This is a genomic window from Collinsella sp. An307 (assembly GCF_002161805.1).
GTDB lineage: Bacteria > Actinomycetota > Coriobacteriia > Coriobacteriales > Coriobacteriaceae > Coprousia.
The window spans coordinates 61,427-86,057 of the sequence record NZ_NFIP01000008.1; the positions used below are offsets into that span (position 1 = coordinate 61,427).

At 61.4% G+C, this 24,631-nt stretch carries 24 protein-coding genes; all 24 read left to right on the forward strand.

The window, feature by feature from the left end; genetic code table 11:
- Window positions 1-71: 71 nt before the first annotated feature.
- The 24 genes from hisG (at window position 72) to B5F89_RS07830 (ending at window position 24,561) form a co-directional block, all read left to right on the forward strand.
- Window positions 72-1,796 (forward strand): ATP phosphoribosyltransferase, encoded by a 1,725-nt coding sequence (gene hisG, locus B5F89_RS07715; RefSeq protein ID WP_087431207.1) that lies wholly within the window; start codon window positions 72-74, stop codon window positions 1,794-1,796.
- Between the two features lie 45 nt (window positions 1,797-1,841).
- Entirely contained in the window at window positions 1,842-2,099 is a 258-nt protein-coding gene (locus B5F89_RS07720; RefSeq protein ID WP_087431208.1) for an HPr family phosphocarrier protein, read from the forward strand.
- 99 nt (window positions 2,100-2,198) lie between these two features.
- Window positions 2,199-2,894: a YitT family protein gene (locus B5F89_RS07725; RefSeq protein ID WP_087431209.1), complete on the forward strand. Its 696-nt coding sequence runs from the start codon at window positions 2,199-2,201 to the stop codon at window positions 2,892-2,894.
- A 45-nt stretch (window positions 2,895-2,939) separates the two neighbouring features.
- A complete protein-coding gene (gene manA, locus B5F89_RS07730) occupies window positions 2,940-3,869 on the forward strand; it encodes a mannose-6-phosphate isomerase, class I (RefSeq protein ID WP_087431210.1) in 930 nt (309 codons plus the stop codon).
- 475 nt (window positions 3,870-4,344) lie between these two features.
- Complete coding sequence (locus B5F89_RS07735) at window positions 4,345-4,584, forward strand: FeoA family protein (protein ID WP_343206327.1); 240 nt, start codon at window positions 4,345-4,347, stop codon at window positions 4,582-4,584.
- Window positions 4,585-4,644: 60 nt separating this feature from the next.
- A complete protein-coding gene (locus B5F89_RS07740; RefSeq protein WP_087431211.1) occupies window positions 4,645-4,866 on the forward strand; it encodes a FeoA family protein in 222 nt (73 codons plus the stop codon).
- A gap of 147 nt (window positions 4,867-5,013) precedes the next feature.
- Window positions 5,014-7,242 (forward strand): ferrous iron transport protein B, encoded by a 2,229-nt coding sequence (gene feoB, locus B5F89_RS07745; RefSeq protein WP_087431212.1) that lies wholly within the window; start codon window positions 5,014-5,016, stop codon window positions 7,240-7,242.
- A gap of 94 nt (window positions 7,243-7,336) precedes the next feature.
- A complete protein-coding gene (locus tag B5F89_RS07750) occupies window positions 7,337-7,543 on the forward strand; it encodes a hypothetical protein (protein WP_087431213.1) in 207 nt (68 codons plus the stop codon).
- A gap of 189 nt (window positions 7,544-7,732) precedes the next feature.
- The gene (locus tag B5F89_RS07755) at window positions 7,733-9,073 is read left to right on the forward strand and encodes a glutamine synthetase family protein (protein ID WP_087431214.1); all 1,341 of its coding nucleotides are present in this window, start codon (window positions 7,733-7,735) and stop codon (window positions 9,071-9,073) included.
- Window positions 9,074-9,182: 109 nt separating this feature from the next.
- A complete protein-coding gene (locus B5F89_RS07760; protein WP_087431215.1) occupies window positions 9,183-9,845 on the forward strand; it encodes a response regulator transcription factor in 663 nt (220 codons plus the stop codon).
- Window positions 9,846-9,973: 128 nt separating this feature from the next.
- Entirely contained in the window at window positions 9,974-11,404 is a 1,431-nt protein-coding gene (locus B5F89_RS07765) for a trypsin-like peptidase domain-containing protein (protein ID WP_087431216.1), read from the forward strand.
- Between the two features lie 442 nt (window positions 11,405-11,846).
- A complete protein-coding gene (locus B5F89_RS07770) occupies window positions 11,847-12,317 on the forward strand; it encodes a dCMP deaminase family protein (protein WP_087431270.1) in 471 nt (156 codons plus the stop codon).
- Between the two features lie 564 nt (window positions 12,318-12,881).
- Entirely contained in the window at window positions 12,882-13,619 is a 738-nt protein-coding gene (locus B5F89_RS07775) for a hypothetical protein (protein WP_143758353.1), read from the forward strand.
- A complete protein-coding gene (locus B5F89_RS07780; protein WP_143758354.1) occupies window positions 13,540-14,850 on the forward strand; it encodes a hypothetical protein in 1,311 nt (436 codons plus the stop codon). Before B5F89_RS07775 ends, B5F89_RS07780 begins: the two co-directional genes overlap by 80 nt.
- 42 nt (window positions 14,851-14,892) lie before the next feature.
- Window positions 14,893-15,375: a hypothetical protein gene (locus B5F89_RS07785; protein WP_087431219.1), complete on the forward strand. Its 483-nt coding sequence runs from the start codon at window positions 14,893-14,895 to the stop codon at window positions 15,373-15,375.
- Between the two features lie 299 nt (window positions 15,376-15,674).
- Window positions 15,675-17,012, forward strand: a complete 1,338-nt coding sequence (gene rsxC, locus B5F89_RS07790; protein ID WP_087431220.1) for an electron transport complex subunit RsxC — start codon at window positions 15,675-15,677, stop codon at window positions 17,010-17,012.
- A 5-nt stretch (window positions 17,013-17,017) separates the two neighbouring features.
- Window positions 17,018-17,950, forward strand: a complete 933-nt coding sequence (locus B5F89_RS07795) for an RnfABCDGE type electron transport complex subunit D (RefSeq protein WP_087431221.1) — start codon at window positions 17,018-17,020, stop codon at window positions 17,948-17,950.
- Entirely contained in the window at window positions 17,937-18,551 is a 615-nt protein-coding gene (locus tag B5F89_RS07800) for an FMN-binding protein (RefSeq protein ID WP_239286715.1), read from the forward strand. Before B5F89_RS07795 ends, B5F89_RS07800 begins: the two co-directional genes overlap by 14 nt.
- Window position 18,552: 1 nt before the next feature.
- Window positions 18,553-19,191: an Rnf-Nqr domain containing protein gene (locus tag B5F89_RS07805; protein ID WP_087431222.1), complete on the forward strand. Its 639-nt coding sequence runs from the start codon at window positions 18,553-18,555 to the stop codon at window positions 19,189-19,191.
- Window positions 19,191-19,787, forward strand: coding sequence for an Rnf-Nqr domain containing protein (locus B5F89_RS07810; protein ID WP_087431223.1), 597 nt, complete (start codon window positions 19,191-19,193; stop codon window positions 19,785-19,787). The genes B5F89_RS07805 and B5F89_RS07810 overlap by 1 nt, the downstream gene beginning before the upstream one ends.
- A gap of 13 nt (window positions 19,788-19,800) precedes the next feature.
- Complete coding sequence (locus B5F89_RS07815; RefSeq protein WP_087431224.1) at window positions 19,801-19,980, forward strand: hypothetical protein; 180 nt, start codon at window positions 19,801-19,803, stop codon at window positions 19,978-19,980.
- A gap of 637 nt (window positions 19,981-20,617) precedes the next feature.
- Window positions 20,618-22,870 carry an NAD-dependent DNA ligase LigA gene (gene ligA / locus B5F89_RS07820; protein ID WP_087431225.1) on the forward strand — a complete coding sequence of 751 codons (2,253 nt, stop codon included), beginning with the start codon at window positions 20,618-20,620 and terminating at the stop codon, window positions 22,868-22,870.
- Window positions 22,871-23,029: 159 nt separating this feature from the next.
- Window positions 23,030-23,785: a sigma factor gene (locus B5F89_RS07825; protein WP_087431226.1), complete on the forward strand. Its 756-nt coding sequence runs from the start codon at window positions 23,030-23,032 to the stop codon at window positions 23,783-23,785.
- Complete coding sequence (locus B5F89_RS07830) at window positions 23,782-24,561, forward strand: hypothetical protein (RefSeq protein ID WP_143758355.1); 780 nt, start codon at window positions 23,782-23,784, stop codon at window positions 24,559-24,561. Before B5F89_RS07825 ends, B5F89_RS07830 begins: the two co-directional genes overlap by 4 nt.
- Window positions 24,562-24,631 lie beyond the last annotated feature (70 nt).

The following is a 24,631-nucleotide window of genomic DNA, read 5'->3' on the forward strand; positions in this document are numbered from 1 at the left end:
TCCCATGGCGTACTCTAGTGTGCTAAAGTACGCTGAACTCATCCGAGGTTACGAGTGAAGGAGGGCGCGCCATGCCCGCGACCCCTTGGGGATTCAGAGACATCCTGCCAGAAGAGGCCCTCGTGCGCGAGGCGGTGGCAGATACCGTGCGCGGAGTGCTCCGGCGTGCGGACTATCTGCCGGTGGAGACGCCGCTTCTGGAGGACAAGGCCGCGCTCGAGGCAGACCGCCGCATCGCGGATACGCCTTTCAAACTGTTTGATGATGACAGCCGCCTTTTGGTGGTGCGCCCCGACAACACCCTCTCAATTGCGCGCATGGTGTCGGCCCGCATGCGCTCGGCGGCGCTGCCGGTGCGTCTGCGCTACGAGGCGCCGGTCGTGCGCGACCAAGCGCGCCTGGCCGGAGGGTCCCGCCAGTTTACCCAGCTTGGTTTTGAGCTCATCGGCTCGGGCGGCGCGGCGGGCGACGCCGAGGTGGTGGAGCTGGTGCACGAGGTAACGTATGCCCTTGGCATCGACGATGTGCGCATCGTCTGCGGGAGCGTGCGCCCCTTTACCGAGTTGCTCGCCCGCTGCGGCGACGCCGAGCTGGCGCAGGACGCGCTCTCGCTCGTCCATGCCAACAAGCTGGTGGATCTTGATGCGCGCTTGGCGCAGGCAGATCTTGTCGCTCCGCTTGCCCGCGCCATCTCGGAGCTGCCGCGCGTTGTGGGCGATGCACGCGCGCTCGACGAGGTCGATGCGCTGCTCGCTGGCGCGGGCGTTTCTGTCTCCGCAACGGCGGAGCTGCGGGAGCTTCTCCTCGAGCTCGAGCGCCGCGGTGCCAAGGCGGCTGCCGACCGCATTACCTTTGACTTCTCTATCACGAATTCGTTTGACTATTACACGGGCCTTGTGCTCAAGGTATACGCTGGCGAGCTTTCCGACCCCGTGGGCTCGGGCGGGCGGTATGACGCCATCTTTACCGGGACGTTTGCAGATAAGGACCAAGTTCCCGCCGCGGGCTTTGCCTTCTCGCTGGAGCGGCTTGCCGGAACCTGCCGGCTGCCAGAGCGGACCGGCCAGGTTGCCGTTGAGGGTGCGGTTACCCGTGAGGCTGCGGCGCCCCTGCGCATCGCGGTTCCCAAGGGATCGCTTTTTGCTGGAACGCTCGAGGTGCTCGAGGCGGCGGGACTCGCGGTGGACGAGCTGCGCGAGCCCGGTCGTCGCCTGATTGTCGCCGGGCGCGACCTTGTGGGCGCGGGCACAGAAGATGCCGAGACGGACATCGGCGATGTCGAGTTCATCATCGTGCGCGCTACCGACGCGCCGGCGTTTGTGGCTTGTGGCGGCGCCGATTGCGGTTTTTGCGGGCGTGACTCGCTCATCGAGGCAGACCTCGACCTGCTCGAGCTTGTTGACATGGGCTACGGCGCCTGCCGCTTCATCGAGGCGGAGCCGGCCGGCAGCGCCGGCGCGGCGGAGCGCGCCTATGCGCGGCGCGGCAGCCTGCGCGTGGCAACCAAGTATCCGCGCATTGCCCGCAGCTGGTACGAGAGCCGTGGCATCACGGCGGACATCGTGGCGCTTCACGGCAACATCGAGCTCGGCCCTATCGTCGGCCTCTCCGACCGCATCGTCGATATCACTGCAACGGGAACGACCCTGCGCGAGAACGACCTCGTCATCACCGGGGAGATTATGACCTGCACGGCGCGCTTTTTTGCCAACCCCGGCCGCGCGCGTATCGATCCGCGCGTTCGCGCACTCGGCAGGCGTCTGACGCGTGTCGCCGCGTCGGGCGGGGTACAATAGGCGGGCGAGTTCCTGTTGCCGTTGATCCCGAGACGGGGGTTGCCCATGATTACCTTTACGCACGTCATCGCCGGTGCGCAGGGGTTGCATGCGCGCCCTGTTGCCGAGATTGCGCGCCGCGCCCTTGATTGCGAGAGCCTCGTGACTATCTCGGTGCGTGACCGCTCGACGGACGCTAAGGACATGGTTGGTCTCATGGGTCTCGATGCGCGTTGTGGCGAGGCGGTCGAGGTGACGGTCGCAGGTGCCGACGAGGAGTCCGCGGCGGCAACTATGCAGGCCGTCTGCAAGGAGTTTCTGTAGCCTCATTACGCTTTACATACGCATGCTTGACGGCTGCATGTGGCTTAGATAGTCTGTAATCGGACTAAATAGTCAAGCAATCTCAGGAGGATTGATACCATGACCGCGGCTCATACCACCCGGCCGCTCGTTTTGCTTGCCGATGCGCTGCGCCGTGTCACGCAGCCTCGCAACATCCGTCGCGTGGCGTTCATCGCGCTCGGTACCGCCATTCTTACTTTTGGCATCCACAACATCCACCAGGTAACAGGCATTACCGAGGGCGGCATCATCGGTGGCATGCTCCTCATCAACCACTGGTTTGGCATTCCCTCCTCTGCCGCGACGTTTGTGCTCGATGCTGTCTGCTACGTACTTGCCCTGCGCTACCTCGGCTGGCGCTTTTTGGTATGGTCTGGCGTCGCTACGTCGTTTACCTCGCTGTTCTATGCGCTGTGGGACGCCCTGCCGCATCTTTTGCCCGACCTCTCCGCTCATCCGCTCGTGGCGGCGCTCGCCGGTGGATGCTTTGTGGGTATCGGCTGCGGTCTTATCGTGCGCCAGGGAGGGTCGTCGGGCGGTGACGATGCGTTTGCGCTCGTAATCTCGCGCGTCACAGGGTTGCGCCTCTCCAAGTGCTACCTTGCGACGGACCTCTCGGTGCTTGCACTGTCGCTCAGCTATATTCCGGTGCTCAAAATCGCCTGCTCACTGGTGACGGTGACCCTATCGTCGTTCCTTATCGACTGGGTGGTTGGTTTTGGCCGGCGCTCGGCGGAGGATGGCGCGCCGGAGCCTTCTGGGCGCACCGCGTAAAACGGGTATACTGGCCCGGGATTGTCTCAACTGCGGAGGATTGCTATGGATTCCATCATCACGCTCGACCCCGTATTCAAGCCCATGCTTTGGGGTGGCCGCAAACTCGAGACGGAATTTGGGTTTGAGATTCCCGACGGCCGCATAGGGGAGTGCTGGTCCATCTCCGCGCATCCCAACGGCGACTGCACTGTTTCGAGTGGCGCCTACGCAGGGCACGCGCTGTCTTGGCTGTGGGAGCATCATCGCGAGCTCTTTGGCAATGCCAAGGGCGACCGCTTCCCGCTGCTCATCAAGATCATCGACGCTGACGACGACCTCTCCATCCAGGTACACCCCGACGATTCTTATGCCGCGGTGAACGAGGACGGCTCGCTTGGCAAGAAGGAGTGCTGGTACGTGCTCTCCGCCGAGCCCAATACCAAGATCGTGATTGGGCAGAACGCGCGCTCCCGCGAAGAGTTTGCCCAGATGGTTGCCGAGCAGCGTTGGGACGAACTGGTAAACAGGATTCCCGTGCACACGGGAGATTTCTTCCAGATCGACGCGGGCACCGTGCACGCGATTCTGGGCGGCACGGTGATTCTCGAGGTGCAGCAGTCCTCGGACATCACCTACCGCGTGTACGACTTCGACCGCAAACAGGCAGACGGAACGCTCCGGGAGCTGCATCTCGACCGCGCGCTCGACGTCATTGACTACGATGCCCCCACCCCCGCATCCGGCGAGATTCCGCCGGCGGAAGGCCCCGTGCAGGTGCTCGAGCAAAACGACCGCTACACGGTGGAGCGCGTTGAGGTTGCGGGCGAGCTTGCTGTGCCGACCCAGCACCCCTTCACCTGCGTGACGGTGACCAAGGGCGAGGGCACGGTTTGCGATCTGCCGGTGCATCGCGGCTCCAGCCTGCTTGCGCTGGCAGCCTGCGAGGAACTCGAGTTCAAGGGTGACATGGAAGTCGTCTTGGCGTACTGCTAAAGCACATTTGGCTAGAGGAGCTTCTTCCGCTATTGGTGATTACGAGCTTGGTCAAATTGGGCCATGAGGGGGCATTTTAATCTTTCGTTGGAGCGTTCTGAAATCAGCAACGAAGGCTGACAGGGGCGTGAGGCCACGGATAGGGGCGTTTATCATAGGCATCTCTGGCGGTCGTGAGCAAGAGGCGCCATTCTCGTGCTACGGTCGTGAAAGAAAATGCCCTCTCGTGGCCCAATTTGACCAAACTGGGATTTAGTAACGGAAGTCACGCCAAATGAGTGGGCGGGGCGTGGCCAATCCCCGTTCTAAAGCCAAGCGGATTGTCTTTCGCAAACTTTTGTTTCCTTAGGCTAATTTGCTCTTCACAATACAGCTTTCTCGTGATAGTTTACGTAGGTGAACAAATGCAGGGGCCGCGCAGGCGGCCCTTGCGGTTCTGGCATGTTCGCTGCGGTGATACGAGGAGGTGGTCTTTGTGGCGGAAGGTCCCACGATGCCGGCGATGCCGCTGTCGATGGTCCATGCCGGCGACACGGTCACGGTCAAACGTGTGCGCGGCAACGAAGACATGAAGCGTCATCTGGGCAACCTCGGCTTTGTCGACGGCTCTCGCGTGCATGTGATCTCGTCAAGCGGGGGAAACATCATCGTGACCGTCAAGGGCGCCCGACTTGGGCTCGATGCGCGTGTGGCGCAGCATGTCATGACCGTATAGAGCGCGATGCAGATGACAGGGTCGTGCGTTGCGTCAGGCTATCAAGAAAGGGGGAATCCAATGAAGACGATGGGCGAGGTGGCGATCGGAGATAGCGCCACAATCGTGAAGCTCCACGGGGACGGTGCGCTGCGCCGCCACCTCATGGACCTGGGCCTCATCAAGGGCACGCAGTTCCGCGTGGTCAAGGTCGCGCCGCTCGGCGACCCGATCCAGATCAGCGTCCGCGGCTACGAGCTCTCCATCCGCAAGGAGGAGGCTGCGATCGTGGAGGTGCAGTAACCTCTTTTTTTACCGGTAGAGTTAGGCGAGTCTAACAAATGATACCGCACGAGAAGCATTTGTTAGCCGAGGTAAATATCTTTCGCCCATATTCGGCGTCGCTTGACTCAGAACAACTTGCGTTTCAAAGCCAAGAAAGAAGGATACATGGCAGACACAGAGCTTCGCGTCGCATTGGCGGGAAACCCCAACTGCGGCAAGACGACCTTATTCAACCTCATCACCGGCCAGAACGGCTACGTGGGCAACTGGCCGGGCGTGACGGTGGAGAAGAAGCAGGCGCGTCTTACGAGCGATAAGAACGTCATCGTGACAGACCTCCCCGGCATCTACTCGCTCTCGCCCTACAGCCCCGAGGAGCGCGTCAGCCGCGACTACCTCATGAGTGGTGAGCCCGACGTGGTGATTCAGCTGCTGGACGCCACCAACCTCGAGCGCAACCTTTACCTCGCACTGCAGGTCATCGAGTGCGGACTGCCGGTCGTAGTGGCACTCAACATGGCCGACCTGGTGGAGAAGAACGGCGACAGGATTGACACTGCCGCGCTCTCGCGCCGCCTCGGCTGCCCGGTCGTTATGGTTTCTGCCCTCAAGAACCAGGGCATCGACAAACTCTTTGCCGAGGTGAAAAAGGCAGCCTCCCAGAAGGGCAAGGTGGCCGAGCATGCATTCGACTCCGCCATCGAAGACGTTCTCGAGAAGATCGAGGCGCTCCTGCCTGCATCGGTGCCGGCGGAGAAGCGCCGCTACTTTGCGGTCAAGCTCTTTGAGCGCGATGCGGACGCACAGAAGAACATCAACCTCACAAAGGACGCTGCGGCGAGCGTCGAGGCGCTCATCTCTCAGTGCGAAAGCGACTGCGACGACGACGCGGAATCCATCATCACCGGAGAGCGCTACGCTGTGATTGCGCACATCATGGACGCCTGCGTGAAGAAGGCGCCGGCGCGCATGTCGACCTCCGAGAAGATCGACCGCATCGTTACGAACCGCATCCTGGGCCTTCCCATCTTCATCCTCATCATGTGGGCGGTCTACAGCATTGCCACGAGCGCCGACGCATTCGGCACCGCGGGCACCGACTGGGTGAACGACAACCTCTTTGGTGAGGGCTTCGAGCTCTTTGGCATGGCGTTCCCGTCAATCCCCGGCGCTATCGAGGGCTGGCTCGTGTCGATCGGGGCGAGTGATCTTGTCCAGAGCCTCGTACTCGACGGCGTCGTGGCGGGCGTGGGCGCGGTCCTCGGCTTTATCCCGCAGATGTTCGTGCTGTTCGTGTTGCTGTCGTTCCTCGAGGACTGCGGGTACATGGCGCGCGTGGCCTTTGTGATGGACCGCGTGTTTCGCCGCTTCGGCCTGTCGGGCAAGTCGTTCATCCCCATGCTCGTCGCCACGGGCTGCGGCGTGCCGGGCGTGCTCGCTACCAAGACCATCGAGAACGAGAAGGACCGCCGCATGACGGTCATGACCACCACGTTCATCCCCTGCGGCGCCAAGCTCCCCATCATCGCGCTGCTCATGGGCGCCCTTGTGGGCGACGCGGAGGCCAGCTGGATCAGCCCGCTCTTCTACTTCCTGGGCGTCATCGCCGTTATCGTCTCGGGCATCATGCTCAAGAAGACGAGGCTCTTTGCTGGGCGCCCCACGCCGTTTGTGATGGAGCTGCCGAGCTATCACTTCCCGTCCATTCGCTCGTGGGCGCTGCACGTGTGGGAGCGCGTCTCTGCCTACATCAAGAAGGCCTTCACGATTATCTTCGCCTCCACGGTCGTGGTGTGGTTCCTCACAAACTTTGGCGTGTTCGAGGGCGGCTTTGGGTTCCTTCCCGCTATGGAGGGCATCCCCGAGGAGTTCACCGACTACTCTGCGCTCGCTATGCTCGGTAGCGCCATCGCACCCATCTTTGCCCCGCTCGGCTTTGATTCGTGGCAGGCGACGGCCATGTCCATCACCGGACTTGTTGCCAAGGAGAACGTTGTTGCCACGGCAAGCTCGCTTCTGCACATCGCCGACGGCACCGAGACCGACCCGAACCTCTGGGCTGCCTTTGCCGGCATGTTCCCCACGGTAGGCGCTATTGCCGCGTTCGGTGCGTTCAACCTGCTGTGCGCGCCGTGCTTTGCCGCGATGGGCACCATCCGCGCCCAGATGAACTCGGCCAAGTGGACCGCGATTGCGATCGGCTACGAGTGCGGCTTCGCGTGGGTCGTGGGGTTGATGATCAACCAGTTCTACCTCGCGGCAACCGGTGTGTTCAGCTTCTGGACCATCGTGGCGGTGGCGTGCGCGGCCGCGATGCTCTTCCAGCTCTTCCGTCCCATGCCCCGCTACGCATGGACCGACGAGCACGATACCGCGGTGGCTGCCACCGCGTAGCGTTCGTTTTGCACGGAGCGTGTGCATTCAGCACGCTCCGCGCGAACTGCACACAAAGCGGGTAGAGTAGGTAGCAGCAAACTTAGGAGGAGCCATGTCCCCAGCCGATATCGTCATTCTCGCGCTCATCACCGTGGCGTTCGTGGCTGTCTGCGTGCGCATTCGTCGCCGCGGCACGTGTGCGGATTGCGCGGAGGGCGGCACGTGCACAGGGCATTGCTCCTCTGCTCAGAAGAAGAGCTGCCCCGCCTGCAAGGGCGTGGATGCAGTTACCGCGGAGCTCGGCCGCGGCGTTAGGTGACCCCGATCGACCAAAGGGGCTAAGCCACGCAGGCCGTTCGGTCATGCAAGTTGCGCGTATCAGATGGGCCATGGTTCTTTTGCGAGGACCGTGGTCCTTTTTCATGAGAAACTTCACGGTAACAAACGTGTGAGAGAGTAAGTCAATCTGCGTTATGCCGGGGATCCGGCTGCGGGCGAAAGGATATCCATGGACCAGCAGCAGTACATAGACTTCGTTCTGCGCACTGTCGAGGAGCGCGACATTCGCTTCATCCGCCTATGGTTCTGCGACGTGCTCGGGCGTCTCAAGAGCTTCGCGATTGCGCCGGAGGATCTTGAGGCGGCCTTTGAGGAGGGCATTGGCTTCGACGGCTCTGCCATCGAGGGCTTCACGCCCAAAGAGGAGGCCGATATGCTGGCCTTCCCGGACCCCTCGACCTTCCAGGTGCTTCCGTGGCGCCCCAAGCACGACGGCGCGGCGCGCATGTTCTGCGACGTCTGCACCCCCGACCGCAAGCCCTTTGCGGGTGACCCGCGCGAGGCCCTGCGCCGCATGTTCTATCGTGCCGAGGCACGCGGCTACCTGCTGAACGTGGGCGCCGAGCTCGAGTATTACTACTTCCCCAACGACCATACGCCCGAGCCGCTTGACGACGTGGGATACTTTGACCTCACGCCGGACGACTCGGCGCGCGACCTGCGCCGCGAGACGGTTCTTATGCTCGAGAAGATGAGTATCCCGGTCGAGTACACCTTCCACTCGTCGGGCCGCTCGCAGCATGGGATCTCGCTGCGCCACGCCGAGGCGCTCACGGCGTCCGACGCCATCACCACGGCAAAGCACGTCATCCGTCTCGAGGCCTATCAGGCGGGCATCCACGCGTCGTTCATGCCCAAGCCCATCAAGGGCGAGGCGGCTAGCGCCATGATGCTCCACCAGTCGCTTTTCGACCACAACGGCAACAACGTTTTCTGGGGCCCGGACGACCCGGTCTACCACCTGTCGCCCACCGCAAAGAGCTACATGGCAGGCGTGCTTGCCCACGCGCGCGAGATGGCCGCCATTACCAACCCCACGGTCAACTCCTACAAGCGCATCCTCGGCGACGAGGGTCCCACGCCCAAGGCCGCTACCTGGGGCTTGCGCAACCGCGCCGCAATGATCCGCGTCCCCATCTACAAGCCGGACAAGGAGCTCTCCACGCGCATCGAGCTGCGCTCGCCCGATCCCATGGCAAACCCGTACCTCGTGAACGCCGTGACGCTCGCGGCGGGTCTCGACGGTATCGAGCGCGGCCTCACGCTGCCGGCGGAGAGCACGGCCGACGTGCTCAACATGTCGGCCGATGAGCTCGAGTCCGCGGGCATCGCATCGCTGCCGCGCAACCTCGACGAGGCGCTCGACATCTTTGAGGCGTCCGACTTTATGAAAGACGCGCTCGGCGAGCACATCCACACGTTCTTCCTCGCAAAGAAGCGCGACGAGTGGAACAAGTTCGCCTCGACGGTGACCGAGTGGGAGGTCAGGCACTACCTGGCAAACTCGTAAGGTAGCGTTGCCGAGGGACGCGCTCGCGAGCCCTCGGCGTTATACAAAAGCCCGGCTGCGGGCGCGCAGGCACCCGCGGTAGTTTGATCGTTTTTCTAGGAGGTGGAGCATGGCGGAGAACAGCATCCTTTTCATGGCGCGCACGACGCGCTACAACGATTTTGCCCGCACGCTCGCCGAAACTGCCGGCTACGAGGTTGCGCTCGCCACGCCCGATTCGCCCAACGCCGTGCACGATTTCTGTTTGCTGCTGCTCGATGCCGACGGTGTGCGCAACGACCGTATCGAGCAGATCTCCAAGTGGCTCGAGGACCGCGGCGGCATCCCCATGCTCGTCATCGCCGATGACGAGGCGCTCGGCGCGCTGCATCTGCCGGCTCACTCGCACTCCGACTTTGTGTGCCCCACGGCCACGCCGACCGAGCTCGCGGTGCGCGTGCGGCGTCTGGTGGGTCAGGAGGAATCGTTTGCCGCAGACGACGTGCTGCGCGTGGATGACATGGTCATCAACCTCGCGACCTATCAGGTCACTATCGACGATGAGCCGGTGGACCTCACGCTCATGGAGTACTCGTTGCTCTCGTTTTTGGCGACGCATCCCAACCGCGCCTACAGCCGCGAGGTGCTGCTGCACCGCGTGTGGGGCTTCGAGTACTGCGGCGGCACGCGCACGGTCGACGTGCACATCCGTCGTATCCGCTCTAAGGTGGGCCCGCAGATTGCGGCGCACATCACGACGGTTCGCGGCGTGGGATACCTCTTTAAGGATTGACGCCACATCCCAAAACAGGGCAGAAACCATTCTTAAGAAGCAGTGAAACCGGGGGGGTTTCATTCACGCTGCCGGTGAGATGGGGTACAACGTAGCAGAACTTCAATTCTAGGAAAGGAAGCACTGCTATGGATAACGAGCACACGCCTGAGCGCCCCGAGTGGGGGAGCAACGCCGGCGGTCCCACGCCACCGCGCATGGCAGTTGAACCGACTCCGCAGAACCGCGACGATGGGCCGTCCGAGACGACGCAGATGCCGGGTTCCGGCACACAGGAAGGCACGGGCGCGACCGAGCACATCCCCTTTGTCCCCTCGACCGCGACCGATACCCGCACCGTGGTTAAGGTCAAGACCAAGAAGCTCCCGGTCTTTTTGGCCTCGCTCGGCGGCCTGGTGGTCGGCGCGGTGCTGGTAATCGCGCTTGTTATGGTGGGCGCGTTCCGCATCTCCGACACCGACGTCTCGGCTGAGGTCCCTGTGACTCAGACGATCGACATCGACCCCGAGGACACCACGCTTGCCGAGGCGGTCGCCGCCAAGTGCCTGCCGTCGGTCGTGTCCATCTCCACCGAGACCCAGGAGGGCGGCGGCGTAGGCTCCGGCGCCATTATCGATACGGACGGCAACATCCTCACTAACTATCATGTTATCGAGGGCGCTACGGCCATCTCGGTCACCGTCAACGACGAGACGAGCTACGAGGCCGAGGTCGTGGGCACCGACGAGTCGAGCGACCTTGCCGTCATCCGTCTGGTGGACGCCGACACCTCGACGCTCACGCCGATCGAGATCGGTGACTCTGACGATCTTTCCGTGGGCGAGTGGGTTATGGCCATCGGTAGCCCGTTTGGCAACGAGCAGTCTGTCTCCACGGGCATCGTGAGCGCGCTTTACCGCTCCACGGCCATGCAGTCTTCTACCGGCACTTCGATTTACGCCAACATGATCCAGACCGACGCGGCTATCAACCCGGGCAACTCTGGCGGCGCACTTGTCAACGCTGAGGGCCAGCTCATCGGTATCAACTCGATTATCGAGAGTTACTCCGGCTCGAGCTCGGGCGTGGGCTTTGCGATCCCTGTCAATTACGCGATGCAGATTGCCGAGCAGATCATCGCCGGTGAGACGCCTGCGCACCCGTACCTGGGCGTGAGCGTGACCTCGGTGAACCCCTTCACCGCACGTCGTGAGAACCTCTCGGTCTCCGAGGGCGCGCTTGTGGCCGAGGTGAACGAGGGAACGCCGGCGGCTGAGGCGGGCCTTCAGGTGAACGACATCGTCACGGCGGTCGACGGCGATGCGGTGACCTCGGCAGACGGTCTCATCATCGCGCTGCGCGAGCACGCTGTGGGCGACACGGTCACCCTCACGGTGGTTCGTGGTAACGACACCATGGACGTGGATGTGACGCTCGGTTCTGATGCCGACCTGCAGACCGAGCAGCAGGACACCTCTTCGGGCAACGGTTCGTCCATGACCGAGGAAGAGTTCCTGCAGTACCTCGAGGAGCTCATGGGCGGTCGCTACGGCGGTGGCCAGGGCGGCCAGATCGGATAGCGACATGTAAAACTGCTAAGGGGCCCTCCCGGGTTCCTCAGAGGCGTGGTCCTCGCCGCTTCGCGGCTGCGGGAAACGCCTCGGAGGAACACGGGAGGGCTCTTTGCGTTTATTTCGGTTGTCAATCTTGTGAGTGGGTCTTCTTGTTTCTGAGATTTGCTCCGTAATGGTCAAAGATCCCCGCAGAATAATAAAGAACCCCCTTGAGCGAGGAAATCAGGGTCACTTTGAGACTTGGATCCGAATGGATCGCAACGTTTGCGCAGGATTCGAAACTCCGGTGCGATAGGACTTACTTGGGTGGCCGGTCAAAAACCCTTGAGGTAGGGGGTCGTTTATTATTCCGCGGGGGTCTTTGACCACGGAGTCGTTTGCACGCCCATCTGGTATAGGCCGCATGAAGCGGGTAGAATGGCCCTACCTAAACGACGAGGAGGTCGCCATGCCGGGCAAGCGTCAGGATGTCATCAGCTGGGACGAGTTCTTCATGCGCGCCGCCGTCGCGGCGAGCCTACGCTCGAAGGACCCCAACACGCAGGTGGGCGCCTGCATCGCTGATACCAACCATCGCATCTTGTCCGTCGGCTACAACGGCACGCCCTCGGCGCTCAATGACGACGACTTCCCATGGGGCACGGCGGACGATCCGCTGCACGATAAGCATAACTACGTCATCCACGCAGAGGCCAACGCCATTCTCAACTACCGCGGGTCGCTCAAGGACATGGCGGGTGCCACCGTCTACGTGACGCTCTTCCCGTGCCACGAGTGCGCCAAGACCCTTGTCCAAGCGGGCATCGGCGAGGTCGTCTATCTCGACGACAAGTACGCGGGCACTGAGGACAACCTCATCTCCAAGAACATCCTCGAGCGCTGCGGCGTCCGCTACCGCCAGATCGAGCTGTCCGAATAGATTGCTTCGGTATTGGACGGTCCTCGGACTATCGTCAACGCTATAGGTTCTGTCGTGAAAAATGACCGTTCGACCGTATTGCTTGATGCGGGCGGGTAACGATGAAGACGTACCAGCGAAGCCCGTTGGTCTTAACAGGGGCGGGCGGCGCAGGTTCTAGTGACTTGAGGGCCCGGTTGCCGCCGGTCCCTCCTTATCTCCCTTCGCTATTCGTTTCGAGCTTATGCCCCCTCCATAAGTCGATTGAGATTCTTCCTATGCTCGCGATGAACGTGAGGGCTTGCAGGACTTCAAGAACAACGTTCATAGGCTTTGCCTCCTCGGAAAGAGAAAGCGTCGCCCGCATACGGACTCCGCTGGCCGTTCTGTGTTAGCAAAGCACGCATCCTGACTATAATCAGGATAAGTTCTACCTTGAAGGTAGAACTTATTGATCCCTCCAGGAAACATGAACTCGTTGGGGTGATTATGCAGGATGAGTTATATGTCCAGCAATTGAATCGGATATTTGAAAGGACGCGTCCCCATAGATCGTATAAGCATTATACAAAGGTGGATCGTGCGGTGAAGATTCTGGAATCCGAAACGCTCATCGCAAGCGATGGTTCAACATGGAACGATCCAATAGATGCCCGTCGCTTCAATGCTCCCTATGATTCTTGGAAACACTTCGGTATTTCTTTTTCGTGGCTCTCCGTCGAAAACGTCGCGATGTGGATGCTCTACGGAGGGCACGACGTTGATGGCGCAATGATTGATTTCCCTCAATCGTTACCGCAGTTTGTGCAGGATAACATTGACACGATGGAATTCGGACACTTCCGCGACGGCGATTTCGTACCCATCGAAACACGCCTTCCAGGTCCTGATGTTGAAGTGCGGCTTGTCGATGTTGCCTATATCGTCGATGGCTCCATGGGCGAGAAGCCCGACTATGCAGCACTTCGTATCCGCAACATCCCTCGGTTTGAGATTTTGAAAGAGACGTTATCAAGCGACAGCGCTTCGCTTTTTTGCGCCAAGTCTGCCCCGTGGTTTTACGAGACGGAGTCGAGGCTTGTCGTAAGTGCGAAGAAATCTCTCTTCAGGTATCCGCATGAGATCACTCATGCGCGCCTGAGCTTTCCCGGTCTATCGGAATTCGTCCGGGGCAGACTCGTGCGCTCTCCGCTTGTTTCCGAGGGCCAGTCGATTGCTTCTGGTTTTAAGAGAAGCAGTCTGAGTGGGGAAGTTTCTTGGGATTTGTGTGCTGGTTGCAGGCATCGTATGGAAGTGGGAGTTCAAAATGGCCAATCAGAGTGAAATCAACCAGGGCGAGCGCGAGCAGGACGAGAAGTGCCAGCCTGATTGTCAAGAGCGGGACGAAATGCCAGTCGAGGGCTTGGGCGAGAAGGATGGAGCGGAGGATGAGGTGCCTGATGAAACGTTGGATTCGGGTGGAGATGGGAAAGCGACCGAGCAACCTGCTTCGCCTTCCGAAGATGGCTCTTTGGCAAAAAAGCCGGTGAACGGGCGCATGCCCTCATGGGTTAAGCCTATTGTGGTTGTGCTGCTCGTGATTCTTGCTGCTGCAATCGGCTTGTTTGCGTGGCGTGAATCTCGTTTTGCCGAGGTGCCGGATGTTATAGGTGATTCTCCCGCTGAGTCGACCAGCGAGATAGAGGCTATCTCCGACAAATGGGAGGTTGCGTATGCAGCGGGGGATGATCTCTCTGGTTTAAGTGATGAGGACATCGATGCACGATATGAGGTTGTTGGGGTTGACCCTGCTGTCGGGGAGCGGCTTTCGAAAGATGAGAGCAACACCATAACCATCACGCTTGAGAAAAACGCAGCAACCCGCGCGGCAGAGCGCCTCGCCATTATCCAAGGCGAGATATCCGGCTCTTTGGAAAATGGCTATGCAGATGAGACCTATGTCGATAATGGTGACGTTGTCGTGTTTAAAGCCGTGCACGCTGTCCCAGTGTTTGTCGACGGTACATATCGTGTGTCTCCTTCGGTTGGAAAAGATCAACAGCCGGAAATATATGCAACATGGGAGGATAGTCAGGATGGGTATAAGCAGTTGGCCGAGAGCCTTCAATCAAACGTTGTGTCGCTTATTTATGGTAGCGATGGTTATCTAATGGGCATCTTTGTCGGCTTGTATTCAGATACAACTGATGGAGCAATTGAACGAGCTGCTCAAATTGCTGCGGAGGCACGTGACGCGCATATCGCAAAAGTTACGGACAATCTTTCTGTCGTTCTCGATGGATTTGTTGGTGTCTATAGCGGATTTGATGGGTGCGAATATGTGGTCGAGAACGGACAGGTGACGTTCTATGTTTATGGCAATGGAATGATTGCCAGCAATGGTGAAAATATATCTAACAGTAGCGCACGGATTGAACAGGAACTCCGCAGTGATGCATCTTCATTTGCCTATTATCTCCAAACGCCAGTAACCATCAAGTTCATAAAGAACGGCGCTTTGTTTGCAACGGCTACATCTGAGCCTGAGAGCATGGTATTCACACCGGCGGAGTAGTCGTCAGCGACAGGCTTGAGAGGCGAGGGAAGGGTCAATGCCATGACAAACGATAGTGATGCAAAGGCTAAAAACAAATGGAAGTCAATCATCGTCATTGCCGTCATTGCGTTGCTGGCTACATTTTTCATCCCCATGGAACATTGGAGCTGCAAAATCGTATCAGGGCGTTATGTGAGCGAGGCGAGCATTATTGATCGTTCAGATGATGCTATTGCCGTGCGCCTTTACAACATGACTTCTGGAGACGACAGAATCGAAACCAATACGTTTGTGGTGCTTGAGGGCAACATTCCCCAAGATGCCCACATTGGTCAAGATATCCGCATCGGTTACAGCTTTGATGGTCTTTACGACAATCCCGACCAAATGGTGCAGGTTGCATACAGAGAGAAGGGCAGCTTGTTTACCGGTTTCATCCTTCCACTCGTACCGTTCTTTGGGTCGAGTGGTACTAGTGATGATTTACAGGTTGTTGATATTCAATCAGACGGTAGCGTGTTGACGTATAACATGGCTAAGTAGATTGATATTAAGGGCATTTTTTATCTGGCGGTATCATCCTTGCTCAATCATATTGGCGATAAAAATGTTGGGCAAATTCCCCCGCTGTTGGTTGGAGGTCAAGATTGCCGCCAGACCCCTCTTCCACGCATTATTCTCTAAATAGAATAATGAGGGCCGCATTGTGCGCGCCGCGACCCGCATTCTCGTGTTCAAAATGTGAAGGTATGCCGTTACAATAGAGTGCATGCATGTGTAGACACCGTTCTATCTGCCGGGAGAGCCTGCTTTCGGCAGAGCATGAGGGGGAAGGGGAGTTGATGTTCTCTCTGCACAAGACGTTAGGCGGTGTGCATCCGCCGCAGTGCAAGGACACGCGGGACTGCCCCGTCACGTCGATCGAGCCTCCCAAGCAGGTGCGCATCCCGCTGAACATGCACATCGGGGCGCCTGCTAAGCCGGTGGTGAACGTGGGCGACCACGTCTACATCGGTACGCTCATCGGCGATGGCGAAGGTCTCTGCGCGCCCGTGCACGCCACGGTTTCGGGCACGGTCACCTCGGTAGCCGAGGAGACGCTGCCCACGGGCCAGCACGCCCCGGTCGTCCAGATCGAGTCGGACGGCAAGATGGAGAACGACCCGGCGCTCGAGAAGCCCACGTACTCCAATAAGGACGAGTTCATCGAGTGCGTCCGCAAGTCGGGCGTCGTGGGCCTTGGCGGCGCTTCGTTCCCGTCGTGGTTCAAGATGAAGTGCCCGCCGGGCAAGAAGTTCGAGTTCCTTGTCGTAAACGCCATGGAGTGCGAGCCGTTCATCACGAGCGACTATCGCCAGATGATGGAGCATGCCGAGCGTATCATCGACGGCGTGACCCGCATTGCCCGCGCGCTCGACATCCCCGCCGCCGTCATTGGCGTGGAGGACAACAAGCCCGAGGCGGTCGACAAGCTCAACGCGACCATCAAGGAAAAGGGCGTGGGTGACCTCGTCGAGGTGCTCATGGTCCCCACGCGCTACCCCATGGGTGGCGAGAAGGTCCTCATCCAGACCACCACGGGCCGTGCGGTGCCGGCCGGCGGGCTTCCCGTCGACGCGGGCTGTCTTGTGCTGAACGTCACCACGGTCTCGCGTATCGAGGAGTACTTCCGCTACGGTGTGCCGCTCGTGCGCAAGACCGTCACCATCGCCGGTGACTGCGTCAAGAACCCCGGCAACTACCGTATCCCCATCGGCATGAGCGTGCACGATGTGGTGGAGGCCACGGGCGGCCTTATCAAGGAGCCGCGTAAGATCATCATGGGCGGCCCCATGATGGGTCGTACCATTACCGACATCGACTGCCCGATCCTGAAGGCCAACAACGCCATCCTCTGCCTCGAGGACAAGGCGATTCTGCCCGACGAGACGCCCTGCATTCGCTGCGGTCGCTGCGTGCGCGTGTGCCCCTTGGGCCTCATGCCCTTCCAGCTCGATGCTGCCTCTCGCAGCCATGACGTGGTGAAGCTCGACGAGTACGCCGTCATGAACTGCATGGAGTGCGGCTCCTGCGCCTACACCTGCCCGGCGCACCGTCGCATCACCGCCTCGATTCGCGAGGGCAAGGGCTTCTACCGTTCCGAGACCGCGCGTCTCACACAACCCGCGAAGGAGGCGTAAAGCGCATGAACCTCATCAACGAAGCCTCCCCGCATTTCCACGGGAAGTCGCTTACGTGGAAGATTATGGGCGCCGTTTGCTTGGCGCTCCTGCCGACGCTCATCGCGGCGACCGCGCTCTACGGTCTCGCCGCTCCGTTGCTGGTGCTTGTCTGCATCGCCACGGCGCTCGTGTGCGAGCACGTGTGCTGCATCATCATGCATCGCGAGTCCACCGCCGGTGATTTCTCCTGCGTCGTGACGGCGATGCTTCTCGCCTACACGCTGCCTGCTACTTGCCCCTTCCATGTGGCGGTTGCCGGTACTGCGTTTGCGATCATCGTGGTCAAGATGCTCTTCGGCGGCATCGGCTCCAACGTGTTCAACCCCGCCGTCGCCGGCCGTATCTTCATCATGGTGGCCTTCCCGTCGGCACTTTCGAGCTACCCTGCCGTCCAGGGCACGCCGCTTGACGCCATCACCGGCGCAACTCCGCTTGCGGAGGCCGCCTCGGGCGCTCCCACCGCGAGCTACCTTGACCTTCTGCTCGGCACCCATGCGGGTGCCCTCGGCGAGACCTGCATCATCACGCTGCTCATCGGCTACATTTTCCTCTTGGTGGTGCGCGTGGTTGACGCATGGGCGACGGTGCCCTTCATCGCCACGGTTGCGCTCATCACGGGCATCGGCGGCGAGGACGTCGTCTATCAGGTGCTCGCCGGCGGTCTTGCGCTCGGCGCGTTCTTCATGGCGACGGACTACACCACCACGCCCATGACGCCCAAGGGTAAGATCATCTTCGGCATTGGCTGCGGTGTCATCACCGCGCTCGTGCGCCTGTTCGCCTCCGCTCCCGAGGGTGTGGCGTTCTCCATTCTCTTCATGAACATGTTCGTTCCGCTGATCGACCGCTATACGCGGACGCAGCCGGTGGGAGGTGTCAAGAATGCCCTCGTCTAACGAGACTCCCCAGAAGCTCTCCTGGATCGCCCGCCATCGCAACGGCTCGCTCTACGCGTTTGTGACCGTGCTCATCGCGGCCGTGGTTTGCGGCGGCGTGCTCGGCTTCGCCTATTACCAGGGCCAGTGGGCAACCACCGCGTTCGCCGATGCGGACGCCCGCCTCGACGAGGCGCAGGGCGGCGCCCAGCGCGCGCTTCTCTTCCCGGATGCGGCGAGCTTTGAGAAGCTCGATGCGCCGGCGATCGACGGCCTCAACTCCGCCTATGTGACCGATGCGGGCGACTACGTCTTCGACGTCCAGTCCGCCGGTTACCACGGTGATGTCGAGCTTATGATCGGCATCGCCTCAGACGGTACCGTTGCGGGTATCCAGATCGTGTCCGAGGACGAGACCGACGGCATCGGCACGAACGCCCTGACCGAGGACTACTTCGGTACGTTCACCGGCCTTGCCGCTGAGGGAACGCTGACCGTCGAGGAGCCCGGCTCGGGCGAGACACAGGTGGACGGCGTCTCTGGCGCGACCTTCACCTCCACCGCCGTTGTCACGGACCTCAACATTGCCTTCGAGGCGTACGCTCAGTTGGGAGGTAACTAATATGGCTCTCAATGAGAACGTGGTGCGCGAGCAGAATGCGCGCATCCAAGACCTCGTGCGCACGCCGGCCTTCCTTGTGGCTGCCGGCTCGCTGACCGGCCTCGCCGCGGCGACTTCGGTTGAAAACGGTATCGCCATCGGTGCGGTGAGTGCCATCGCCATTGTGGTTATGGCCGTGCTCGCTCGTCCTCTTCGCTCGATCACGGGCGTTTGGGCGCGCATCCCGGTGCTTCTTATGGTGAGCGCCACGGTCGTTGTGCTGCTCTCGTTTGCGATGCGCATCATCGACCCGCTCATCTACCAGAACCTCGGCATCTACCTGCCGCTCGCTGCGGTGAACGGCCTGGTTGCCGCCTTCATTTACGATGACGGCTTTACGGCAGGCCCCGCCAAGTGCCCGCTCGGCACCGCCGTGTTCTGCGCAGTGTGCACGTTTGTGACGCTCGTCTTCGTGGGCTTTATCAACGGTATGTTTGCCACGGGTGCGGTCTTTGGCCTCACCATGCGTGAGCTCGCCGCCTCGCCCATCGCGATCTTCGGCACGCCCGCTGGGTCGCTTCTGGTGCTCGCGCTCGTGTGCACCTTCGTGAACTCGATCGTCGACGCCGCTCGCAAGAGCGCAGAGGGAGGTGAGCGCTAATGGAGTTCTTCAACGCTCTGTTCTCTGCAGCGCTCGACCAGAACATTGTCTTTGGCCAGCTTGTGGGTATGGTCATCGTTTTTCTGGCCGCTGAGCGCCCGCAGGACGCCTTCCGCTTGGGCGGCGCCCTTTGGGCCGCGTGCTTTGCTGCCGGTCTCATCGGTTGGCCGGTCTACGCTGGCATCTTGGCGCCCTGGGGCATCGATTACATGGCACCTGTGGTCTACCTGCTGGTGAGCGCCGCGGTTATCTTCGGTGGCGGTGCTATCGCGGCCGCTTCGCGCGCACGTGCCGAGCGCTCGCGCATCTATCAGCTCTGCGCGCTGCTTGCTGTCAACGCCGCCGTGCTTGCTACCCCGCTTTCGATGGCCGCCTCTGCTGATGTGGCGACCTTCGACGTTGCCCTCGGCATCGCCTTTGGCACGGGCATGGGCATCTTCATCGCGGTGGTTGCCTTCGCCTTCATCCATGACCGCATCGACGAGCGCCTCGTTCCGGGCGTTCTCCGCGGTGTGCCCATCTCGCTCATCACGGCGGCCCTTATGGCTCTCGCCTTCACGGGCGTTGCGGGCATCGCCGGCGGAATGTTCGTGTAAGGGGGTTGGAGCTATGGGAATCTACCTCATCGCACCGCCGATCATGATCCTTGTGCTTGCGGTCATCCCCGCTGCGGTGATCGGCTTTGCTTCGCGCGCCGTCCGCCGTGCCGACTGGCTTGAGGCCAAGGCTGCAGCAGAGGCTGCTGAAGCCGCCGAGGCAACCGAGGAAACGGACGCTGCTCAGGCGTAGGGCGTCTTGCCAACATATGCTGCGACGAGGCGCGGCGTGCTCCAAGGGGCGCGCCGCGCTTTTTGCGGAACAAAACGGCGTGACACACAAGGGGATGGGCGGACAGAGGCCTGTTGAAGAAAAACCTGCGAAGTAAGTGGGCTCTGCAAGGATACGAGATGACACCTCAAAGGGGCTTGTGCATCAACTGGGAAAACGCGCTCACAATGAACCGGAAGCGAGCAGTTTGGACGGTTTGTTTGAAGTAGGCCACTTACTTCACGTGTTTTTCGGAAAGGGGACTTTGTTCTGCACGGATCATATGAAGTGCTCCGCCCAGCTCGAGCATTTGGAGAGTCCCGAAGGTCTGGTTCGTAGGCGCATTGCCCACAGGCTTTTACGTAAGTCTCTAGCACATCTTCAGCGTGCCCTCTTGGAAACCTCAAGTCGTTCATGAGCGTAAAAATGCAGGAGCCCACAAAGTACTTTAGTAAGCTAAAGCGCTCATCAGGCACGACGATGGCATGACAGCGCCAAAAGGGCGGATGTCACGGCAGCAGTGCTTGGTTTACGCTCATGAACGACTTGAGCTTGTCCGGGGCAACTCCGCGCGGGATGGTACCCTATACGTCAGCAATGTCGTAACGAGGAGGATGCTGTGGCGCAGAAGAATCTGTTTGGCGAGATCGTAGACGAGGACCAGAAGGTGCCCTCGCAGGTGGCGGAGGACGCGGCGCTCGTTGCCGATGCCTCGGCAAAGGCTGCTGCCGCCGCGCGCGCGGCGGAGCTACGCCACGAGCTCGACTACCATGCGTACCGCTACTACATTCTCGATGCACCCGAGATTACGGATGCCGCCTTCGATAAGCTCCTTGTGGAGTTGCAGCAGATTGAGGCGCGTTATCCCGACCTCGTGACGCCCGATTCCTACACGCAGCGCGTGGGCGGCGGTTACGTGGACACCGAGCAGTTTGCGCCGGTCACGCACATGGCGCGCATGTACTCGATGGACGACGCCATGAATCTCGAGGAGCTGGACGAGTGGCTCCAGCGCACCGAGGACGCGCTTGGCGCGGGGCGGGTCACCTATACCTGCGAGCTCAAGATCGACGGTCTTGGCGTGGCGCTTACCTATCGCGGCGGCACCTTTGTGCGCGCGGCAACGCGCGGCGACGGTGCCACGGGCGAGGATGTAAGCCTGAACGTCCGCACCATCCATGACGTGCCGATGCACCTCTCCGCGGCGGCGCTCGACCACATGGGCGCCGACCGCGACACTGTGATCGAGGTGCGTGGCGAGGTCTACATGCCCAAGGGGAGCTTTGTGCGCCTGAACGAGGAAGCCGATGCCGAGGGGCGCGACCCCTTCGCAAACCCGCGCAACGCCGCTGCCGGTAGCCTCCGCCAGAAAGACCCCAAGGTCACGGCGCGTCGCGATCTCGCGACCTTCCTCTATGCCGTGGCGGACACGGCGCCGTTGCACGTCGATAGCCAGCATGCCTTTCTCGATTGGCTCCGCCAAGCCGGTTTCTCCGTCAACCCCAATGTGGCCCGCTGCGCAACGCCGGCCGAAGTGCATGAGTTCTGCGCCAACGCGCTTGCTCACAGAAGCGAGCTTGATTACGACATCGACGGCGTTGTCGTGAAGGTCGATAGCTTCGCGCAGCAAGACGAGCTCGGGTTCACGGCGCGCGCGCCGCGCTGGGCCATCGCCTTCAAGTTCCCGCCGGAGGAGAAGCGCACGGTCCTGCGCGAGATTCGCATCCAGGTCGGCCGCACGGGCGTGCTCACGCCGGTGGCGGAGTTCGATCCGGTAACGGTCTCGGGCTCCACGATTGCCCGCGCGACCCTCCACAACATTGACGAGATCCGCCGCAAGGACGTGCGCGTGGGCGACACCATTGTGGTCCACAAGGCGGGCGACGTGATTCCCGAGGTCGTGGGGCCGGTGCTGGACCACCGTCCGGAGGGCGCCGTGGAGTACGAGATGCCGGCGACCTGCCCGGCATGCGGGGCGCCGGTGGTGCACGAGGAGGGCGAGGTTGCCTACCGCTGCGTTTCCATCGACTGCCCGGCGCAGCTGCGCGAGCGCCTGGCCCATTGGGTGAGCCGCCCCTGCATGGACATTGACGGCGTGGGCACCGAGCTTATCGACAAGATGGTCGAGGCGGGGCTTCTGCGCGATGTCGCAGACTTCTATGCGCTTACCGTTGACGCGGTGGCCGCGCTCGACACCGGCCGCACCTACCAAACGGACAACAAGCGCCGCGGCATCCACGCGGGAGACCCCATTCCCGTGGGCGCCACCATCGCCCAGAAGGTGGTAGACGAGATCGCGCGCTCCAAAGAGCAGCCGCTCTCGCGCGTGCTCTTTGCGCTGGGTATCCGCCATGTGGGCAAGAGCGTGGCCGAGCTCATAGCCCAGCGTTTCCTCAACCTGCCCGCGCTCATCGACGCAAGCGAGGTGGACATTGCAGGTATCGAGGGCATCGGTCCCAAGATTGCGGCAAGCGTGAAGGAGTTCTTTGCGGTTCCCGAGAACCTCGCGGTGCTCGAGCGCCTGCGCCAGGCGGGCGTGACGCTGGAGGAGAACCTTGGCGGCGCGGGGGCGGATGCGGCCTTTGCCGAGGAGGCGGGGGTTGCGGCCGAGCTCACCGAGGCACAGCCGCTCGCCGGCCTCACCTTTGTGCTCACGGGCGCCCTCACGCGCTTCACGCGCGACGAGGCGGGAAGCGTCCTTAAGGCCCTCGGAGCCAAGGTTACCGGCTCGGTCTCCAAGAAGACGAGCTACGTGGTGGCGGGCGAGAAGGCGGGCTCCAAGCTCGCCAAGGCGGAGAGCCTGGGCGTGCCGGTCCTCACCGAGGACGACCTCGCCCAGATCATGGCGACCGGCGTAGTGCCCGAGCGATAGGCGCGTCTTACCGATTCCTTACCAAATCCGTCATCTCCCCTTACCGAATGTGCGCCGGCGACCCGGTACGCTCGACGTTCCAGCAGTTTTGACCAATCTGCCCGCGCGACCCCAAAACGCGCGTGCGCGCTGCGCATCCTATGGGCAGAAGGGGAGACCATGGGCTTGCGGAACGACATTGCCGCGCGCGTGCGGGCGGCGCAGAGAGATGCGCATCGGGCAGATGACCTGGTGCGTGACTACCTGCCGTTCATCAAGGCCGAGACCGCAAAGTTCACGGGGCGAAGCCCCCAAGAGGGGTCTGATGACGAGCTGGGAATCGCTATGTTTGCGTTTCACGAGGCGGTGATGGCATATGATGCGCGCCGCGGCGCGTTCCTGCCGCTTGCGGCCCGCTTCATCAAAAACCGCCTCATCGACTACCGCCGCCGCGAGGCGCGCCACCTCACGGTTGTGTCGCTCGACAGCGCAACCGACGACACCGACGGTGACGAGCGTCCCGCTCTGGTGGACCAAATCGCCACTGAACATTCGGAAATGGACGAGGGCATGGTTCGCGAGGCGACGCGAAAAGAGATTCGCGAGCTCGCTGCGCTCCTCGAGACCTACGGCGTGTCGTTTGCTGACGTAGTGGACAACTGCCCTAAGCAGGACCGCACACTCGAGACCTGCCGGACCGCCATCCGCTATGCGCGCGAGCATTTTGAGCTCATCGAGCAGCTTGAGGCAACGGGTAAGTTACCGCTTGCCGCCATAGCCTCAGGCGCGGGTGTCGAGCGCAAGACGCTCGAGCGCCACCGTCGCTACCTTGTGGCGATGCTTCTCATCTATACCAACGGCTTCGACATCATTCGAGACCACCTCTACAAGGTGGTTGGTGCCGCGCCCGAGGTAGCGGGGGGTGATGCGGCATGAGGTACCTGGTGCTCGAGTGCGCTCTGAGCTTTGCCGTCGTGCTCGACGAAGAGGGCCGCGTGCGGCGCGTGCCCAACCTGGGCTACGCCGTGGGCGAGGTGCGGGAGGATATCTACCTTGCCGATACGCCCATAGACGACGCCGTGGCCCGGCGCCGCGGTCCGGCGCGCACGGTGTGGTGGCTGGCGGCTGCGGCTTGCCTCTGCGCTGCGATCATCGGCGGTGCGTGGTCCTGGCAGACGCCGCGAGGTACCGTGCACTTGGAGATCAACCCATCTGTTGCCATTGAGGTCAACCGGTTTGACCGTGTGGTTGGGCTTGCTGGTGAGAATGCCGACGGCGAGGCCCTTATCGAGGGCTATTGGTCCTACGGCAAGGAGGCCGAGACGGTGGTCTTTGAGCTTACCGACCGCGCGGCCGACGCGGGGGATCTTGCAGCAGGTGGCGCGGTGGCACTTGATGTGGCTTCGGACGACGAACCATGGCGCGCCGAGACCGAGGAGCGTCTGATCGCTGACCTCTCCGCTCACGTGGGCGAGGACATCATGGTCGCCCGTAAGGCAGACATCGAGGCCGCGCAGGCAGCTGCTGACGATCTGCCTGAGGAGGTAGTCGTCGAGGTGCCCGAGCCGGAGCCCGCGGACCCCGCGCCGGTGGAGGCCGCGCCTGCACCAGTGGAGACCGTGCCCGCGCCAGCCCCCGCCCCGACGCCTGCGGCAACCTACAGCGATGACAGCGGCTATGGGAACTCCGGTTACAGCGGTTACGACGATTAACGCTCGCGTTCTAGCTTCTCCTGCGTAGCGGCAAGAAAAAAGTCCAAAAAGTACTCGTGCGACCCCGGTT

What these genes read in the sequence shown, in the direction of transcription:
- hisG (WP_087431207.1), top strand. Translation starts at nt 72, where the DNA reads ATGCCCGCGACCCCTTGGGGATTCAGAGACATCCTGCCAGAAGAGGCC.
- B5F89_RS07720 (WP_087431208.1), top strand. Translation starts at nt 1,842, where the DNA reads ATGATTACCTTTACGCACGTCATCGCCGGTGCGCAGGGGTTGCATGCG.
- B5F89_RS07725 (WP_087431209.1), top strand. Translation starts at nt 2,199, where the DNA reads ATGACCGCGGCTCATACCACCCGGCCGCTCGTTTTGCTTGCCGATGCG.
- manA (WP_087431210.1), top strand. Translation starts at nt 2,940, where the DNA reads ATGGATTCCATCATCACGCTCGACCCCGTATTCAAGCCCATGCTTTGG.
- B5F89_RS07740 (WP_087431211.1), top strand. Translation starts at nt 4,645, where the DNA reads ATGAAGACGATGGGCGAGGTGGCGATCGGAGATAGCGCCACAATCGTG.
- feoB (WP_087431212.1), top strand. Translation starts at nt 5,014, where the DNA reads ATGGCAGACACAGAGCTTCGCGTCGCATTGGCGGGAAACCCCAACTGC.
- B5F89_RS07750 (WP_087431213.1), top strand. Translation starts at nt 7,337, where the DNA reads ATGTCCCCAGCCGATATCGTCATTCTCGCGCTCATCACCGTGGCGTTC.
- B5F89_RS07755 (WP_087431214.1), top strand. Translation starts at nt 7,733, where the DNA reads ATGGACCAGCAGCAGTACATAGACTTCGTTCTGCGCACTGTCGAGGAG.
- B5F89_RS07760 (WP_087431215.1), top strand. Translation starts at nt 9,183, where the DNA reads ATGGCGGAGAACAGCATCCTTTTCATGGCGCGCACGACGCGCTACAAC.
- B5F89_RS07765 (WP_087431216.1), top strand. Translation starts at nt 9,974, where the DNA reads ATGGATAACGAGCACACGCCTGAGCGCCCCGAGTGGGGGAGCAACGCC.
- B5F89_RS07770 (WP_087431270.1), top strand. Translation starts at nt 11,847, where the DNA reads ATGCCGGGCAAGCGTCAGGATGTCATCAGCTGGGACGAGTTCTTCATG.
- B5F89_RS07785 (WP_087431219.1), top strand. Translation starts at nt 14,893, where the DNA reads ATGACAAACGATAGTGATGCAAAGGCTAAAAACAAATGGAAGTCAATC.
- rsxC (WP_087431220.1), top strand. Translation starts at nt 15,675, where the DNA reads ATGTTCTCTCTGCACAAGACGTTAGGCGGTGTGCATCCGCCGCAGTGC.
- B5F89_RS07795 (WP_087431221.1), top strand. Translation starts at nt 17,018, where the DNA reads ATGAACCTCATCAACGAAGCCTCCCCGCATTTCCACGGGAAGTCGCTT.
- B5F89_RS07800 (WP_239286715.1), top strand. Translation starts at nt 17,937, where the DNA reads ATGCCCTCGTCTAACGAGACTCCCCAGAAGCTCTCCTGGATCGCCCGC.
- B5F89_RS07805 (WP_087431222.1), top strand. Translation starts at nt 18,553, where the DNA reads ATGGCTCTCAATGAGAACGTGGTGCGCGAGCAGAATGCGCGCATCCAA.
- B5F89_RS07810 (WP_087431223.1), top strand. Translation starts at nt 19,191, where the DNA reads ATGGAGTTCTTCAACGCTCTGTTCTCTGCAGCGCTCGACCAGAACATT.
- B5F89_RS07815 (WP_087431224.1), top strand. Translation starts at nt 19,801, where the DNA reads ATGGGAATCTACCTCATCGCACCGCCGATCATGATCCTTGTGCTTGCG.
- B5F89_RS07825 (WP_087431226.1), top strand. Translation starts at nt 23,030, where the DNA reads ATGGGCTTGCGGAACGACATTGCCGCGCGCGTGCGGGCGGCGCAGAGA.
- B5F89_RS07830 (WP_143758355.1), top strand. Translation starts at nt 23,782, where the DNA reads ATGAGGTACCTGGTGCTCGAGTGCGCTCTGAGCTTTGCCGTCGTGCTC.